An 18,688-nucleotide genomic window follows, 5' to 3' on the forward strand; every position below is an offset into this window, starting at 1 on the left:
GCACCCATACCGGCGAACTGCGCACCCTGACCCGTGAACAACACCGCCGTCTTCCCCACCACCGGCGACCCCGCCACCAACCCCTCAGCCGACCCGCCATCGACCAGCGCGTCCAAGCCCGCCAGCAGTTCCGCCACGTCACCACCGACGACCACCGCGCGGTCCGCCAGCACCGCCCGGCTCATCAGCCCCGCGGCCACACCCCCGATGTCCACACCGTCCCGGCTCCGCACGAACTCGGCGAGGCGTGCCGCCTGACCCCGCAGACCCGCACCCCCACGCCCCGACACCACCCACGGCACCGGACCCTCCACCGGCTGCACCACGGCCGGCTCCACCACTGGTGCCTCTTCCAGGATCAGGTGGGCGTTGGTGCCGCTGACTCCGAAGGCGGACACCCCGGCCAGCCTGGGGTGCCCGTTCGCCTGCCACGGCATCGGCTCGGTGAGCAGACGCACCTCACCCGCAGACCAGTCGACGTGCGACGACGGCTCGTCCACATGCAACGTCTCGGGCAGCCGCCCGTGCCGCATGGCCATCACCATCTTGATCACACCGGCCACCCCGGCAGCCGCCTGCGCGTGACCGATGTTGGACTTCACGGAGCCGAGCCACAGCGGCCGGTCCTCCGGCCGGTCCTGCCCGTACGTCGCCAGCAGCGCCTGCGCCTCGATCGGATCACCCAGCGTCGTACCCGTACCGTGTGCCTCTACTACGTCCACGTCGGCGGCGGCGACATCCGCGTTCGCCAACGCCTGCCTGATCACCCGCTGCTGCGAGGGACCGTTGGGGGCCGTGAGGCCGTTGGACGCACCGTCCTGGTTGACCGCCGAGCCGCGCACCACCGCCAGCACCCGATGCCCGTTGGCCACCGCGTCCGACAACCGCTCCAGCAACAGCACACCGGCACCCTCACCCCAGCCCGTACCATCGGCTCCCGCCGCGAACGGCTTGCACCGCCCGTCGGGTGCAAGACCCCGCTGACGGCTGAACTCGATGAAGGCTCCCGGGGTCGACATCACCGTCGCTCCACCGGCCAGCGCCAAAGAACACTCGCCGGCGCGCAGCGACTGCGCGGCCAGATGCATCGCCACCAGGGACGACGAGCACGCCGTGTCCACCGTGACCGCCGGGCCTTCGAGTCCGAACACGTACGCCAGCCGGCCCGACACCACACTCGCCGCGTTCCCCGTCGCCAGGTGGCCCTCCGCCGCGCCGCCTGCGCCGCCCAGCAGGGACACGTAGTCCTGGCCGCTGGTGCCCATGAACACTCCGGTCGGGCTCGTGCGCAGCGACTCCGGGTCGACGTTCGCCCGTTCCAGCGCCTCCCAGGCTGCTTCCAGCAGCAGGCGCTGCTGCGGGTCCATCGCCAGCGCCTCGCGGGGCGAGATGCCGAAGAACTCCGCGTCGAACTCGCCCGCGTCGTAGAGGAATCCGCCCTCGCGCGCGTAGGACGTGCCGCTTCGCTCCGGGTCCGGGTCGTACAGCGCGGCCAAGTCCCAGCCGCGGTCCGACGGGAAGTCCGCGATCGCGTCCCCGCCCGCCACGACGAGGTCCCACAGGTCCTCCGGCGACTGCACCCCGCCGGGGAACCGGCAGCTCATGCCCACGATGACGATCGGATCGCCGTCGCTGTCGCCGCTGAGGCCGGTCCGCGCCGGGCCGGTCTGCGAGGGGTCCGGCCGCAGCCCCAGCAGGGTGTCGCGCAGCCGCGCGGCCAGGGCGGTGGGGGTGGGGTGGTCGAACGCGAGGGTGGCGGGCAGCGGCGTACCGGTGGCGGCGGCCAAGCGGTCGCGCAGCTGGATCGAGGTGAGGGAGTCGAAGCCGAGGCTGCGGAAGGCACGGCCGGGGTCGACCTCGTCGGGGTCGGCGTGGCCGAGGACCGCGGCGGCCTCGGCGCGTACGAGGTCCAGCAGGAGCTGCGTACCGTCGGTCTCCGGCAGGGAGGCCACGCGCCGGGCGAGGTCGCTCGCCACCGGCGCGGGCTCGTCGTCCGGGTGAGTGGCTGTCCGCCCGCGCGTGGCTTCCGGCAGGTCGGTGAGGAGCGGGCTCGGCCGCGCGCCGGTGAACAGGGGCGCGAACCGGTCCCAGTCCACGTCGGCGACGGTGATAGCGGGCTCGTCGTCGGCGATGGCCTGGCGCAGCGCCACGACGGCCCGGTCCGGGTCCATCACGGTGATTCCGTGGCGGCGCAGTTGGTCGGCCGCCTCGTCGCTCGCGGCCATGCCGATGCTCGCCCAGGCGCCCCATGCCACCGAGGTGGCCGGGAGCCCTTGCGCCCGGCGGTGCTCGGCGAGGGCGTCGAGATAGGCGTTGGCCGCCGCGTAGGCCGCCTGGCTGCCGCTGCCCCAGACGCCCGCGATGGACGAGAAGAGTACGAACGCGTCCAGTTCGGCGTCCGCGAACACTTCGTGGAGGACGGCGGCGCCCGTGGCCTTGGCGGCGACGGTGGCGGCGATCTCCTCCGGCGTGGTGTCCGTGATCCGCGCGTGGCGGCTGATGCCCGCGGCGTGCAGCACGGCGCGGATCGGGCGGCCCTCGGCGGCCATCCGGTCGGCGAGTTCGGTGACGGCCTGGCGGTCGGTGACGTCGCAGGCGGCGATGGTGACCCGGGGCCCCAGTTCGGCGAGGAGGTCGGCCGCGCCGGGGCTGTCCGCTCCGCTGCGGCTGACGAGCACGAGGTGGTCCGCGCCGGAGCGGGCCAGCCAGCGGGCCACGTGCGCGCCGATCCCACCGGTGCCGCCGGTGATCAGGACCGTGCCGCGGGGGCGCCAGGTGCCGGTGGCGGGGTGGGCCGAGCGGGTCAGGCGTCGGCCGAGGACGCCGCTGGCGCGGATGGCGACCTGGTCCTCGCCGCCGGGGCGGGCGGTGAGGACGGCACACAGGTGGTCGTACGCGGTGTCGTCGGGAGTGGCGGGAGTGGTGGGAATGGCGGGAATGGCGGGTGGTGTGGCGGGTGCAGCGGTACCGGCGGGCAGGTCGGCGAGACCGCCCCAGTGCTGCGGGTGTTCCAGGGCGGCGACCCGGCCGAGGCCCCAGACCTGCGCCTGCACGGGGTCGGTGACGGCCGTCGAGCGGTCGGCGGCGACCGCGCCGCGCGTCACACACCACAGTCGGGTGTCGGCCTCGGTCACGGCCCCGGCCTTGGCCTTGGCCTCGGTCGCGCCCTCGATCACGGCCCCGGCCTCGGTGTCGGCCTCGGTCTCGGTCTCGGCCTCGGTTTCGGTCTCGGTTTCGGTCTCGGTTTCGGTCTCGGTGAGGGCCTGCACCAGGCGCACGGTTCCGCTCAGGCCCGCGGTCAGTTCGGGGTGGGCGGGGTGTGGCCGGCGGTCCAGCGCGAGCAGGGACAGGACTCCGGCCGGGGGTTCCGCCGCCGAGTCGAGCCGGGCCCGCAGTGCCGCGCCCGCGTCGGTGTCGTCGTCCGGGCCGACGGTGAGCAGGTCGGGTCGCGCACCGGCCCGGCTCAGCGCGGCGAGCACACCGGCCGTCTCCGTCGCGGCCTCAGGTCCGGACGGCGCGACGACGATCCAAGTGCCGGTGAGCCGGGGCCTGGGCAGGCCGGTGATCGGGCTCCAGGTCACCCGGTACCGCCAGTCCTGGACGGCCGACTCGGTGTGCCTGCGCTCGCGCCACGCGGACAGCGCCGGCAGCAGCTCGGGCAGTCCCGCCGTCTCGGCCACGCCCAGCTCACCGGTGAGCGACGCGACGTCGTGCCGGTCCACCGCCGCCCAGAAGCGGGTGTCCAAGGGGTCGGTCCCGGCCACCGCCGATGTGACGGCGTCCGGCCAGTACCGCCGCCGCCGGAACGGGTAGGTCGGCAGCGGAACGCGCCGTCCGCCCCAGCCCTTCGTGATCGCCGGCCAGTCCATCTCGACACCGCGGGTGTGGAGTTCGCCGAGCGCGGCCGTGATGGCGCGCGGCTCCGGCCAGGTGGTGCGCAGCGCGGGCACGAACGCCACCTCGGCCGCCTCGTCGGCCAGGCATCCGGCGCCCATCGCGGACAGCACGCCGTCCGGGCCCAGTTCGACGAAGACGGTGACGCCTCGGGAGCGCAGCCAGCGGACACCGTCGTGGAAGCGGACGGTCTCGCGTACGTGCCGCACCCAGTACTCCGGTGAGGTGGCCTCGTCGGCGGTGAGCGCCGTGCCGGTCACGTTCGACACGATCGGGATCTGCGCGAGGGCGAGGTCGAGACCGCGCGCGACGGCGCCGAACGCGTCGAGCATGCCGTCCATCCGGCTTGAGTGGAACGCGTGGCTGACCCGTAGCCGCTTGGTCTTGACGTCCAGTTCGGCGCACCGTTCGGCGATGTCCCGGATCGCGTCCTCGTCGCCGGACAGCACGGTGGCGGCGGGGCCGTTGACCGCCGCGACACCCACCTGGTGTTCCCGGCCGTGGAGCAGTGGCGCCAGGTCCTCGGGGGCGGCGGCGACGGCGAGCATCGCGCCGCCCGCCGGCAGTTCCTGCATGAGCCGGCCGCGGGCGGCCACGAGCCGTGCCGCCTCGGGCAGGGTGAGTACTCCGGCGACGTGCGCGGCGGCCAGTTCGCCGATGGAGTGGCCCAGCATGTAGTGGGGGCGCAGGCCCCACCCTTCCAGCAGCCGGTAGAGCGCCACTTCGATGGCGAACAGGGCGGGTTGGGTGTAGCGGGTCCGGTCGAGGAGTTCCGCCTCGGCGGTGTCCGGTTCGGCGTGCATGACGTCGAGGAGGGGCCGGTCCAGCTCTGGGGCGAACGCCGCGCACACCTCGTCCAGGGCGGCGGCGAACTCGGGGTGGCGGGCGTACAGGGCGCGGCCCATACCGGCGTGCTGGCTGCCCTGTCCGGGGAACAGCACGGCGATCCGGCCCTCGGCGGCCTCGCCGCGCAGCACCGCGGGGGCGGGGGCGCCGTCCGCCATCGCGGCGAGCGTGCCGAGCAACTCGTCCCGGTCAGGGGCCAGTACCACGGCTCGGTGTTCCAGGGCGGCGCGGGAGGTGGCCAGCGAGTGAACGACGTCCGGGAGCGTCGCGTCGGGGTGGGCGGTCAGGTGCTCGTGGAGCCGGGCGGCCTGGGCCGCTACGGAGGCCCTGTCGCGGGCGGACAGCAGGAACGGCAGCGCTTCCGCGTGCGCTTCCCCGGGGTGTGCCTTGCCGAGGTGTGCCTTGCCGAGGTGTGGCTCCCCAGGAAGGGTCTCCGCTGGCTGCCCTGGCTGCCCTGGCTGTCCCGGCTCCTCCGGCGCCGGGAGTGCCGGACGTTCGGGGGCCTCCTCGACGATGACGTGGGCGTTGGTGCCGCTCACCCCGAACGACGAGACGCCGGCCCGGCGCGGGCGGCCGTCGCGGTCCCACGACACCGCCTCGGTCAGCAGCGCCACCTCGCCCGCCGACCAGTCCACGTGCGGGGACGCCTCCTCGGCGTGCAGGGTCCGCGGCAGCAGGCCGTGCCGTAGGGCGAGCACCATCTTGAGCACCCCGGCCGCGCCCGCGGCGGCCTGCGTGTGCCCGATGTTCGACTTGATCGAGCCGATCCGCAGCGGCCGGTCCGCCGGTCGGTCCCCGTACGCCGCGATGAGGGCCTGCGCCTCGATCGGGTCACCCAGCACCGTGCCGGTGCCGTGGGCCTCGACCGCGTCGACGTCCGTGGCGCTCAGCGCGGAGTCGGCCAGGGCCTGCCGGATCACCCGCTGCTGCGACGGACCGTTGGGCGCCGTCAGACCGTTCGACGCCCCGTCCTGGTTCACCGCCGAACCGCGCACCACGGCGAGGACCTCGTGGCCGTTCCGACGAGCGTCGGAAAGCCGTTCCAGCAGCAGGACGGCCACGCCCTCGCCCCACGCGGTGCCGTCGGCACGGGCGGAGAAGGGCTTGCAGCGGCCGTCGGGCGCGAGGCCGCGCTGGCGGCTGAAGCCGACGAACGCGGCGGGGGTGCTCATCACGGTGACCCCGCCCGCCAGGGCGAGGGAGCACTCCTGCCGGCGCAGCGCCTGGGCGGCCAGGTGGATGCTGACCAGGGAGGCGGAGCAGGCGGTGTCGACGGTCATGGCGGGGCCTTCGAGACCGAGCGCGTAGGACACCCGCCCGGACAGGACACTCGCCGCGTTGCCGGTGGCCGCGAAGTCCTCGCCGTCCGGCGCGTCGGCGAGCAGCGCCGGGTAGTCCTGCCCGTTGGTGCCGACGAACATCCCGGTCGGGCTGCCGCGCAGCGACGACGGGTCGATCCCGGCGCGCTCGAACACCTCCCACGACGTTTCGAGCAGCAGCCGCTGCTGCGGGTCCATCGCCAGCGCCTCACGCGGGCTGATCCCGAAGAAGGCGGCGTCGAAGAGGGCCGCGTCGGAGACGAACCCGCCGTGCCGGACGTAGGAGGTGCCGGTCCGGTCGGGGTCGGGGTCGTACAGCCGCGTGAGGTCCCAGCCGCGGTCGGTGGGGAACTCGGCCATGGCGTCGACGCCGTCCGCCAGCAGCGTCCACAGGTCCTCGGGCGAGCGCACTCCGCCGGGCAGCCGGCAGGCGACGGAGACGATGGCGATCGGCTCGTCGGCGGCCGGCGTCTGCGTCTGCGTCTGCGTCTGCTGAAGGGTGTCCGGCCGGGGCTGCGGTGTGCCGGTGGCGGCGGCCAGTTCGGCGTCAAGGTGCGCGGTCAGCCGACCGACGGTCGGGTGGTCGAAGACCAGCGTGGCGGGCAGCGTCAGGCCGGTGGCCGCGGTGAGGCGGTTGCGCAGGTCGAGGCCGGTCAGCGAGTCGAAGCCCATGTCCCGGAACGGGCGCTCGGACTGGACGCCCGTCGACGCGGAGTGCCCCAGGACCGCGGCCACCTGCTCGCGGACGAGGTCGAGCACGGCCGCGTGCCGTTCGGCTCCGGGCAGCGCGGCCAGCCGCCGCGCCGTCTCCGGCAGGTCGGCCGTCGTGTCACCGGCGTCCGTGGGGTGGGCGTCGCGGGCTTCGGGCAGGTCTTCGAGGAGCGGGCTGGGACGGGCGGCGGTGAAGGTGGGCGCGAAGCGGGACCAGTCGACGTCGGCCACCGCGACGGTGGTGTCGTCGGCCTCCAGCGCCCGGCCGAGGGCGGCGAGCGCGAGTGCGGGCGGCATCGGCCGGGCACCGGAGCGACGCAGTCGGCGCGCGGTCGCCTCGGTCCGCGCCGCCATGCCGTCGCCCGCCCAGGCCCCCCAGGCGATCGAGGTCGCGGGCAGTCCCGCGGCCCGGCGCTGTTCGGCGAGCGCGTCCAGGACGGCGTTGGCCGCTGCGTAGTTGCCCTGCCCGGGGCTGCCGAGTACGCCGCCGAAGGCGGAGAACAGCACGAAGGATGTCAGCGGCAGGTCCCGGGTCAGCTCGTCCAGGTGTCGGGCGGCGGTCGCCTTGGCCCGCAGCACCGTGGCCAGCCGGTCGGGTGTGAGCGCCGACAGGGGGGCGTCGTCCAGCACGGCGGCGGCGTGCACCACCGTGGTCAGGGGATGTTCGGCGGGCAGGGCGGCGATCGCGTCGGCCAGTTCGGCGCGGCGGCTGATGTCGCAGGCGCGGATGGTGACCCGGGTGCCGTGTGCTTCGAGGTCGCGCCGGAGGTCGGCGGCGCCGGGCGCATCCGGGCCGCGGCGGCTGAGCAGGACGATGTGCTCGGCGCCGCGCTCTGCGAGCCAGCGGGCTACGTGGGCACCGAGGGCGCCGGTGCCGCCGGTGATCAGCGTGGTGCCTCGCAGCGACCGCCCCGGATCGGCCAGCTCGACCGGCTCGACCGGTTCGGCCCGTTCAGCCCGTTCGGCCCGTTCGGCCCGTTCGCCGTCGATGGGGTCCGTGGCGTGGCGCAGACGGGCTGCGAGCAACCCAGTGGCCCGGACAGCGACCTGATCCTCGCCGGTGACGCCGGTCAGTACGAGGCGGAGGCGCCGGTACGCCTGTTCGTCCGGATCGGCGGGCAGGTCTACGAGACCGCCCCAGCGGTCGGGGTGTTCGAGGGCGGCCACCCGGCCCAGACCCCACATGGCGGCGGCCTCGGGGGCGCGCACCGGGTCGTCGCCGCCCCTGCCCACCGCACCGCTGGTGAGGCACCACAGCGGCGCGGACACCCCGGCATCACCGAGTGCTTGCAGCAGGGTCAGGTTGTCGGCGAGTGCGGTCTCGTAGCCGGAGAGGGCGTTCGCGTAGTCCAGTAGGTCGCCCTCGTCGCCAGGGAGGGCGAGAGCGGACAACACTCCGGTGGGGGACGCGGCGTTCGTGGACACCGCGCGCAGTTGGTCGGCGAGCCGCTCCCGGTCGGTCCCGGGCGCGACAGTCAGGATCTGTGCCTGGGCCCCGCCGCTCTCGACCATCGCGGCCAAGGGCGCCGAGGCGACGGTGTCGCGGCCGACGATGAGCCAGGTGCCGGTGAGGGCCACGGTGGCGGGGTCCGGTACGGGCTTCCAGGTGACGTGGTAGCGCCAGGCGGCGAGGGTCCGGCGTTCCTGGTGGGTGCGCCGCCAGGCGGACAGGGCGGGAAGGAGGGCGTCCGGGGGCGTGTCCTCTTCGATGCCCAGGGCGGCGAGGTCGTTGCGCTCGACCGCGGCCCAGAACTCCGCGGCGGCGGGGTCGGTGTGTGCCTCGGCGGCGGCAGCGGAGGGCTCCAGCCAGTAGCGACGCCGCTGGAAGGCGTAGGTGGGCACCTCCACGGCCTGCTGCGGCACCCAGTGCTTCCAGTCGACCTCGACACCGTGGACGTGGAGGCGGGCCAGACCGCCCAGCACACCGGCGGCCTGATCGCGGTCACGCCGCATGAACGCCGCGACCACCTCGCCCTCGCGGTCCGGCAGTGCGGCGGAGAGAGCCGGTTGCGGACCGACCTCGGCCCACACCCGTACACCCACCTCACGCGCCGCCCGCACCGCATCCGCGAACCGCACCGGCCGCCGCGCATGCTCCACCCAATACCCCGCGCTCCCGAAATCCGGCCCGGCCAACTCCCCGGTCACCGTCGAGACGACCGGGATCTCCGCACCCTTGAACTCGATGTCAGCGACGGCGTCGGCGAACTCCTCCAGCACCGGGTCCATCAGCGGAGTGTGGAACGCGTGCGACACCGGCAACCACCGCGTCCGCACCCCCTCACCGGCCCACTCCTCCACGACCGTGCGCACCGCGTCCCGCTCACCCGCCAGCACCACCGCCTCCGGCGCGTTCACCGCCGCCACCCACACCCCGTCCACCCCACCCACACGCGCCTCGACCTCACCGGCCGGAACAGCGACAGACACCATCACCCCACCCTCCGGCAACCCCTGCATCAACCTCCCGCGCACACACGCCAGCCGAACCGCATCCGGCAGACTCAACACCCCCGCCGCCACAGCCGCACTGATCTCCCCCACCGAATGCCCGACCAGCACATCCACCCGCACGCCGGAATCCTCAAGCAGCCGCCACAACCCCACCTCCACCGCCACCAGCCCGACTTGGGCGAACACGGTCCGATCCACCAAGTCACCCCGGTCCCCGTGACCGAAGATCACCGGCAGCAGCGGCTCCGGCAACAACCCGTCCGCAACCGCACACACCTCATCCACCGCAGCCGCGAACACGGCATACCGCTCATACAACTCCGCACCCATACCGGCGAACTGCGCACCCTGACCCGTGAACAACACCGCCGTCTTCCCCACCACCGGCGACCCCGCCACCAACCCCTCAGCCGACCCACCATCCACCAGCGCATCCAAGCCCTTGAGGAGACCCTCGACATCGCCGCCGACGACCACCGCGCGGTCCTCCAACACCGCCCGGCTCACCAGCCCCGCGGCCACACCCCCGACATCCATACCGTCCCGGCCCCGCACAAACTCGGCCAGTCGCGCCGCCTGACCCCGCAGACCCGCACCCCCACGACCCGACACCACCCACGGCACCGGCCCCTCCACCGGCTCCACCACAGCCGGGTCCAGCGGCTCGGACTCGACCGCGGGCGCCTCTTCCAGCACCACGTGGGCGTTGGTCCCGCTCACCCCGAACGACGACACCCCCGCCCGCCGCACCCGTCCGTCCACCGTCCACGGCACCGACTCGGTCAGCAGCCGGACACCACCCTCAGACCAGTCCACATCCGGCGTCGGCTCGTCCACGTGCAGCGTCACCGGCAGCCGCCCGTGCCGCATGGCCATCACCATCTTGATCACACCGGCGACCCCCGCCGCCGCCTGCGTATGACCGATGTTCGACTTCACCGACCCCAGCCACAGCGGACGACCCTCCGGCCGGTCCTGCCCGTAGGTCGCCAGCAGCGCCTGCGCCTCGATCGGGTCACCCAGCTTCGTGCCCGTACCGTGCGCCTCCACCACATCCACGTCGGCGGCGGCGACATCCGCGTTCGCCAACGCCTGCCTGATCACCCGCTGCTGCGACGGACCGTTCGGCGCCGTCAGACCATTCGACGCACCGTCCTGGTTGACCGCCGAACCGCGCATCACCGCGAGCACCTGGTGGCCGTTGGCCACCGCGTCCGACAGTCGTTCCAGCAGCACCAGGCCGATTCCCTCGCCCCACCCGGTGCCGTCCGCGCCCGCCGCGAACGCCTTGCATCGGCCGTCGGCCGCGAGGCCCCGCTGGCGGCTGAACTCCACGAAAGGCCCCGGGGTCGACATCACCGTGACGCCGCCGGCCAGCGCCATCGAGCACTCACCCGAACGCAGTGCCTGCGCCGCCAGATGCAGCGCCACCAGCGACGACGAGCACGCCGTGTCCACCGTCACCGCCGGGCCCTCGAACCCGAAGACGTACGACACTCGGCCCGACGCCACACTCGCCGCGTTGCCCGTGCCGAGGTAGCCCTCCACCTCCTCCGGCACGACGGGGAACCGGGTGGCGTAGTCCTGTCCGTTGAGGCCGACGAAGACCCCGACGCGGCTGCCGGCGAGGCCGGTCGGGTCGAGGGCGGCCCGCTCGAACAGCTGCCACGACGTCTCCAGGAGAAGCCGCTGCTGCGGGTCCATGCCGAGCGCTTCGCGCGGGCTGATACCGAAGAGTTCGGCGTCGAACTCGCCCGCGTCGGGGAGGAATCCGCCCTCGCGCACGTACGAGGTGCCGGAGTGGTCGGGGTCCGGGTCGTACAACGCGCCCAGGTCCCAGCCCCGGTCCGACGGGAAGTCCGCGATCGCGTCCCCGCCCGCCGCCACGAGGTCCCACAGGTCCTCCGGCGACTCCACCCCGCCGGGGAACCGGCAGCTCATGGCGACGATCGCCAGCGGTTCGCGTCGGCGGGCCTCGCTCTCGCGCAACTGCCGTCGCGTCTGCCGCAGTTCCGACGTGGCGCGCTTGAGGTAGTCAAGGAGCTTGGGGTCCTCGGTCATCCTGCGTTACCTCCTTGCGGCCCGGATGGTGCTGCCGAGTCGTCGAGTTCTTGGTCGAGGATCGCGAGCACTTCGTCCGCGCTGGCGGCCTCGATGTCGCTGTCGTCGGAGTCCGGCTCGCGGTCCCGTTGCCCCGCTGAGCCGGTCAGCACGGACACCAGCCCTTGCAGTCGGGCGACGAGCCGGTCCCGTACCGCGTCGTCGGCCTCCAGGGACGACAGGGTGGTGTGCAGTTCGGTGAGGTTCGCGAGCACCGGGTCGATCGAGGCGGAGCCCAGCAGTTCGCCGCGCAGGTGTGTGGCGAGGGCTCGTGGGGTGGGGAAGTCGAACACCAGCGACGGTGACAGTCGACGTGCGATGGCGGTGGTCAGCCGGTTGCGGAGTTCGACGGCGGTGAGGGAGTCGAAGCCCAGTTCCTTGAAGGCGCGGTCGGGGTCGATCCGGTCCGCGTCGGCGTGCGAGAGCACGTCGGCGACGGTGCTCTGGACGAGGGTGAGCACGGCTTCGTCCCGCTCCCGCGTCGGCAGACCGGCCAGTCGCTGGGCGAACGGCACGGCGTTGCGCTCCGCTCCGGCGGCGGCCGGTCGCGGTGCGGCGCCGTTCGCTCCCCACAGCACGGGGGGCAGGTCCGGGGCGGGCCGACGGGTCGCTTCCGGCCCCGCCACCGTGGCCGGGAGGCCAGTCGCGAGGGCGGTGTCGAGAAGCGCGAGGCCCTCGGCGGTGGACATCGGGGATGCCCCGTCGCGGGTGATCCGCCGTACGTGGGTCGCGTCCAGGTGGCTCGTCATCCCGCTGCGTTCCTCCCACATGCCCCACGCCACCGAGGTCGCGGGCAGCCCCTCCGCCCGGCGCCGGTGGGCCAGGGCGTCGAGGAACGCGTTGGCGGCCGTGTAGTTGCCCTGTCCTGCGGAGCCGAGCGTGGAACCGGCGGAGGAGAACAGCACGAAGGCTCGCAGGTCGGCCCGGTCGCGGGTCAGTTCGTGCAGATGCAGTGCGGCGTCGGCCTTCGGGCGGAACACCCTCGCGACCTGGTCGCCGGTCAGGGACGTGACGGTTCCGTCGTCGAGCGCTCCGGCCGCGTGGACCACCGCGGTGAGGGGGTGTTCCGTCGGGACCGCGTCGAGCACCGCGGCCAGGGCGTCGCGGTCGCCGACGTCGCAGCTCTCGACGGTGACCTGCGCGCCCACTTTGGTCAGTTCGGCGACCAGCTCCGGCATCCCCGGTGCCGTGGCGCCGCGGCGGCCGACGAGCAGGAGCCGGCCGGCGCCGTGCTCGCGGACCAGGTGGCGGGCCACCAGACCGCCGAGGGTGCCGGTCGCCCCGGTGATCAGGACGGTTCCCCGCCGGTCCAGCAGCGGTGTGTCCGGCGCTTCGTCGGCCCTCCGGCGCTGGATCGGCCGCAGTCGGGGGACGAACAGCGCGCCGACTCGTACCGCCGCCTGCGGCTGGTCGGTGGCGAGGGCGGCGGCCAGTGACCGTAGCGACTCGTCGCGTTCGTCGAGGTCCACCACCGTGAGGCGGTCCGGGTGCTCGGCCTGCACCGAGCGGGCCAGGCCCCAGACGGCGGCGCCGGTCAGGTCCGCCACGTCGCCGCCGTCGGTGGCCACCGCGGACCGGGTCACCAGAGCCAGGCGGGTGGCCGCGAGGTGCTCGTCCGCGAGCCATGCCTGCACGGTCCGCAAGACGCGGGTCACCGCCGTGTGCACCGCACCCGGCGAGGACGGGTCGGCGGGCGGGACGGGGACCAGGATCGTCTGGGGTACGGCGGTCGGGGCGGCGTCGGGTCCTGGCAGCTCGGCGAGGTCGGGGTACCGGTCGGCAACGGCACCCTGGCCGCGCAGTGCCGCGAACAGCGTGTCGTCATCCTCATCCGCGGCCACCACGGCGTACCGGCCGGGCGCCGAGGGCTGGGGCGGGACGCCGAGCCCTTCCCACACCAGCCGGTGCAGCGGGCGTACCCTTTCGCGTCGCCAGGCACGCGCCTGTTCGGCGGTCGGGGGGCGCAGGGTCACTTCGCCGACGGTGGCCACCGGCGTGCCGTCGGTGCCCGTGAGGTGCAGCGACAGGGTGTCGGGGCCGACCGGGGTCATCCGGACGCGGACGTCGCCGGTGATGCCGCGGAACGCCGTGACGTCCCGCCAGCGGGTGGCCGTCCGCGGTGCGGGGGTGGCCTCCATCGTCACGGCGGCGATGGTTTGCAGCACCGTGTGCAGCGGGTCGGGGTGCAGCGTGAACCGGTCGGCGTGGATCTCCTCGGCGGCCGGCAGCCTCACTTCCGCGAGCAGGTCGTCGCCGGCCCGCCAGAGCTGACCGAGCCGGGCGAGGGTGCTCTCGACGTCGTAGCCGGCCTCGGTGAGGGCCTGGCGGACGGCCCCGTGGGTGACGGGTTCGGCTTCGGCCGGAGGCCAGGGCACTGAGGCGGGTGCCGGGGTGTCGCCCGGGTGGCGCACCAGTCGGCCCACCGGGTGGCGCACCAGTCGGCCGGTGGCGTGGCTGCGCCAGTCGGCCTCCGCGTCGTCGGCCGGGCGGGAGTAGAGGTCGACCCGACGGTCTCCGTCGTCGTCCGGGCCGCCGACGACGAGTTGGATCTGGACCGCCTCGTCCACCGGGAAGGCCGGCGGTTGGTCGATCGTGAGGTCCGCCAGCCGGGGGCACTGCACGGTCCGGCCCGCGTGCAGGGCCATTTCCACGACGGCGGCGGGCGGCACGACGACCGTTCCGTCCGTCATGTGGTCCCGCAGCCACCCGTGGGTGTGCAGGGCGAGCCGGGCGGTGAACAGCCGGGCGTCGTCGCCGGGCAGGACGGCGACCGCGGTGAGCAGCGGATGGTCCGTCGGCGTCAGGCCGGTCGAGGCGATGTCCGCCTGGGCCGCGGCGGGTTCCTCCAGCCAGAAGCGGCGGCGCTGGAAGGCGTAGGTGGGGAGCGTCACCGGTGTGGCGGCGGGCAGCAGTCGGGGCCAGGTGACCGGCAGGCCGGCCGCCCATGCCGCGCCGAGGCTGCGCAGCAGTTGGGTCTTTTCCTGCTGGTCGCGGCGCAGGGTGTGCAGCACGCGGCCGTCGGTCAGGCTCTGCTCCAGCGCAAGCGCCAGCACCGGGTGGGGGCTGATCTCCACGAACACCTGGGGGCCTGGTTCCTGGACGCGCCGCACGGCGTCGGCGAACCGCACGGGCTCGCGCAGGTTGCGGTACCAGTACCCGGCGTCCAGCGCTTCGGTGCCGACCGGCCGGCCGGTGACGGTGGACCACATCGCCACGTGCCCGGCCCGAGGCTTCACTCCGGCCAGTTCCTCGCGCAACAACTCCTCGACCGCTTCCACCTGCGCATGGTGGGAGGCGTAATCGACGTCGATCCGCCGAGCCCGCACGCCCATACCGTCCAGCCGGGCACACAGCTCAGCGATCTGATCCGGCGGACCACTCACCACAATCTGCCCCGGGGCATTGACCGCCGCCACCGTCACACCCTGCGGCAGATACTCGCCCGCATCCTGCTCACTCAACGCCAGCGACGCCATCGCACCCCGACCCGCCAACTCCCGCAACGCACGCGAACGCAACGCCACCACCCGCGCACCGTCCGACAGACTCAACCGACCCGCCACCACAGCAGCAGCGATCTCACCCTGCGAATGCCCCACCACCGCATCCGGCACCACACCCCCCGCCCGCCACACCTCAGCCAACGACACCATCACCGCCCACAACACCGGCTGCACCACATCCACCCGACCCAACCACCCCTCATCCGAGCCGGTCAGAACCTCACCCAGCGACCACTCGACATACGGCGCCAACGCCTCCTCACACTCCGCCATCCGCTCCGCGAACACCGGCCACGAACCCAACAGCCCACGCCCCATCCCCACAAACTGACCACCCTGACCCGGGAACACGAACACCACACCCGCGTCGGGCAGCGCCCGGTCCTGCGCCACGGTCTCCGACGGCTCACCGGCGGCCACCGCGTCCAGGCCCGCGAGCAGGGGCTCAAGGTCGGTGCCCGTGATCACGGCCCGACGTTCGAGGGCCGCACGGCCGGCCAGCCCGGCTGCCACCTCCGCGAGCCAGTCGCCGTGGACCGCACCGGCCACCCGCTGCCCGCGCGCAAAGCTCGCGAGTCGCGCCGCCTGGGCACGCAGGCCCTCGTCACCCCGGCCCGACACCACCCACGCCACGGGCCCATCCACCGACTCCGCCACCACCGGCACAGACTCAGCTGAAGGCGCCTCCTCCAGGATCAAGTGCGCGTTGGTACCACTCACCCCGAACGACGACACCCCGGCCCGGCGCGGACGCGCTTCGCCCTCCCACGGCACGGCCTCGGTCAGCAGCCGGACATCACCCGCGGACCAGTCCACATGCGGCGACGGCTCATCCGCGTGCAGCGTCACCGGCAGCCGCCCGTGCCGCATCGCCATCACCATCTTGATCACACCGGCAACCCCCGCCGCCGCCTGCGTATGACCGATGTTCGACTTCACCGACCCCAACCACAACGGCCGACCCTCCGGCCGATCCTGACCGTACGTCGCCAGCAACGCCTGCGCCTCGATCGGATCACCCAGCTTCGTACCCGTACCGTGCGCCTCCACCACATCCACATCAGCCGCAGCGACATCCGCATTCGCCAACGCCTGCCTGATCACCCGCTGCTGCGACGGACCGTTGGGAGCGGTGAGACCATTCGACGCACCGTCCTGATTGACCGCCGAACCACGCACCACCGCCAGCACCCGATGCCCGTTGGCCACCGCGTCCGACAACCGCTCCAGCAACACCAGACCCACACCCTCAGCAGGCCCGAACCCGTCCGCGCCCGCCCCGAACGCCTTGCACCGGCCGTCCGCCGACAGCCCCCGCTGCCTGCTCAGCTCGATGAAGGGCACGGGGGTGGACATGACGGTGCTGCCGCCGGCCAGCGCCAGACTGCACTCCCCCGACCGCAGCGCTTGAGCGGCCATGTGCATGGCCACCAGCGATGACGAGCACGCCGTGTCCACCGTCACCGCCGGACCCTCGAACCCGAACGTGTACGAGACCCGCCCCGACGCCACGCTGCCCGCGCTGCCGTTCGTCAGATACCCCTCCAACTCCGCCGGAACCGAGCGCAGCCGGGACGCGTAATCGTGGTACATGAGCCCCGCGAACACACCCGTACGACTGCCCCGCAGCCCACCCGGATCGATGCCCGCGTCCTCCAACGCCTCCCACGCCACCTCCAGCAACAACCGCTGCTGCGGATCCATCGCCAACGCCTCACGCGGCGAGATCCCGAAGAACTCCGCGTCGAAGAGGCTCGCGTCGTGGAGGAACGCGCCGCGGTCGACGTAGGAGGTGCCGGTGTGGTCCGGGTCCGGGTCGAAGAGCCCGGCGACGTCCCAGCCGCGGTCGGCGGGGAACTCCGCCACGGCGTCGCCGCCCGCGGCGACCAGGTCCCACAGACCTTGCGCGGAGGCCACTCCGCCCGGGAAGCGGCAGCCGATGCCGACGATCGCGATCGGCTCGGCCGCGGCGGGGGGCGCGGTCGACGGGGCGGTGGCCGGTGGCTCGGGGTGTGTCGGGGAGTCGCCCGAGATGCGGGTGAGGAGGTAGCGCGCGGCAGCCTCCGGGGTGGGCTCGTCGAAGACGAGGGTGGCGGGCAGCGTGAGCCCGGTCCGTGCGCTGATCCGGTTGCGCAGTTCGAGGGCGGTGAGCGAGTCGAACCCGATGTCGCGGAACGCCTTGGCCGAGCCGACGTCCTCCAGTGAGGGCAGGCGCAGCACGTCACGGGCCTGGGTCCGGACCAGGTCCACCAGGGCGCGCTCGCGGTCCGTGGCGGAGAGCCGGGCGAGGCTGTCGGCGGAGAGGTCGGGGTGGTCCGTGGTGGCCGCCGTGCGGTGGCGGGGGCCGGAGACGCGGGCGAGGGTGCGTACCAGGGCCGGGAGTGTCTCGCCCTGCTCGGCCCTGGTGGTCAGCGCAGCGGTGTTGATCCGTGCCGTGACCAGCAGGGCGTCCGTGTGGTCGCGGGCGGCGTCGAAGAGCGCGAGCCCTTCGTCCGTGCCGAGGGCCTCGACGCCGTACCCGGCCACCCGCTGGAGTTCGGTCTCGCCGAGCCCGGCGGTCAGTTCGCTGCGGTCGGCCCACAGGCCCCAGGCGAGGGACGTGCCGGGCAGTCCGGCGGCGGCGCGGTGCTGGGCCAGCGCGTCGAGGAAGGCGTTGGCGGCGGCGTAGTTGGCCTGCCCTGCGGTGCCCAGGACTCCGGCGGCGGACGAGAAGAGGACGAACTCCTTCAGGTCCGTGTCGCGGGTCAGTTCGTGCAGGGCGAGCACGCCGTCCACTTTGGGGCGCAGGACAGTGGCCAGGCGGTCGGCGGTGAGGGTGGAGACGATGCCGTCGTCCAGGACACCGGCGGTGTGGATCACGGACGTGAGCGGGTGGTCGGCGGGCACCGCGGCGAGGAGTTCGGCGAGGGCCGCCCGGTCGGTGATGTCGCAGGCCGCGAGGGTGACCGTGGCGCCCAGGTCGGACAGTTCGGCGACGAGCCGGTCGGCGCCCGGTGCGTCCGGGCCGCGTCGGCTGACCAGCAGGAGGTGGCGTATGTGCCGCTCGGTCACCAGGTGCCGGGCCACCGCAGCGCCGAGCACGCCGGTCGCGCCGGTGACGAGGGCGGTGCCCCGCTCCGGACGGTTCTCCAGGTCCGTGTCCGCGTCGGTGGGTTCGACGGCGTCAGGCTGCACGGTCGGTGTGGTCGGCTCCAGGCGGGGGATGTGCAGTCGGCCCGCGCGGACGGCGATCTGGGGTTCGTCCGCCTGGAGCAGGGTGAGCAGGGTGCGGCCCAGCGCGGCCAGGCTGTCCACGTCGGTCAGCAGGATCCGCCCGGGGTTCTCGGTCTGCGCGGCGCGGATCAGGCCCCAGACGGCGGCGCCGGCGAGGTCGCAGTCGGGTTCGTCGGGGGTCACGCGCATGGCGTTGCGGGTGAGCAGGAGCAGGCGTGCGCGCCCGAACCGCTCGTCGTCGTCCAGCCAGTGGCGTACGACGTCGAGCGCGTAGGCGGTGGTGCGGTGGACCTCCGCGGCCGACGGTTCGTCCGCCGTCCCGGTCTCGGGGAACACCGGGACGACCACGACCTCCGGGCGGGCGGTGCCGTTGTCGACGGCCTGGGCCAGCGCGGCCAGGTCGTAGTGGTGGCTGCTGCCGATCCCGGGGCCGCGCACCGCGGCGGCGAGTTGTCGCGGGTCGGGGCCGACGAGGGCGACCGACACGTCCCGGGCGGCGGCCGGCGGAGTGGAGAGGACCGGCCAGCCCACCCGGAACATGGTGTTCGCCGGGATCTCCGCCGTCGGTGCTGCCTCGCTCGGCGGGAGCGGCCGGAGCACGACCGGCCCGGCGGACAGCACCGGTCGCCCGGCGTCGTCGGTCACCGC

Annotated in this window: 2 protein-coding genes (1 of these 2 cut by a window edge); both read right to left on the reverse strand. The window is 73.9% G+C overall.

What is annotated here, in order from left to right:
* Positions 1-11,285, reverse strand: an 11,285-nt coding sequence (locus ACIQNG_RS20860) for a type I polyketide synthase (RefSeq protein WP_401486776.1), incomplete at its 3' end; no start/stop codon positions are given.
* Positions 11,282-18,688, reverse strand: partial view of an SDR family NAD(P)-dependent oxidoreductase gene (locus ACIQNG_RS20865; protein WP_401487149.1) — the 3' portion only. Its footprint extends 16,791 nt past the window's final position; only the last 7,407 of its 24,198 coding nucleotides appear in the window; its start codon lies beyond the right edge, outside the window — the gene reads right to left on this strand; the stop codon is at positions 11,282-11,284. The genes ACIQNG_RS20860 and ACIQNG_RS20865, both read right to left, overlap by 4 nt.

Source organism: Streptomyces sp. NPDC091377 (genome assembly GCF_044757045.1).
Taxonomy (GTDB): domain Bacteria; phylum Actinomycetota; class Actinomycetes; order Streptomycetales; family Streptomycetaceae; genus Streptomyces.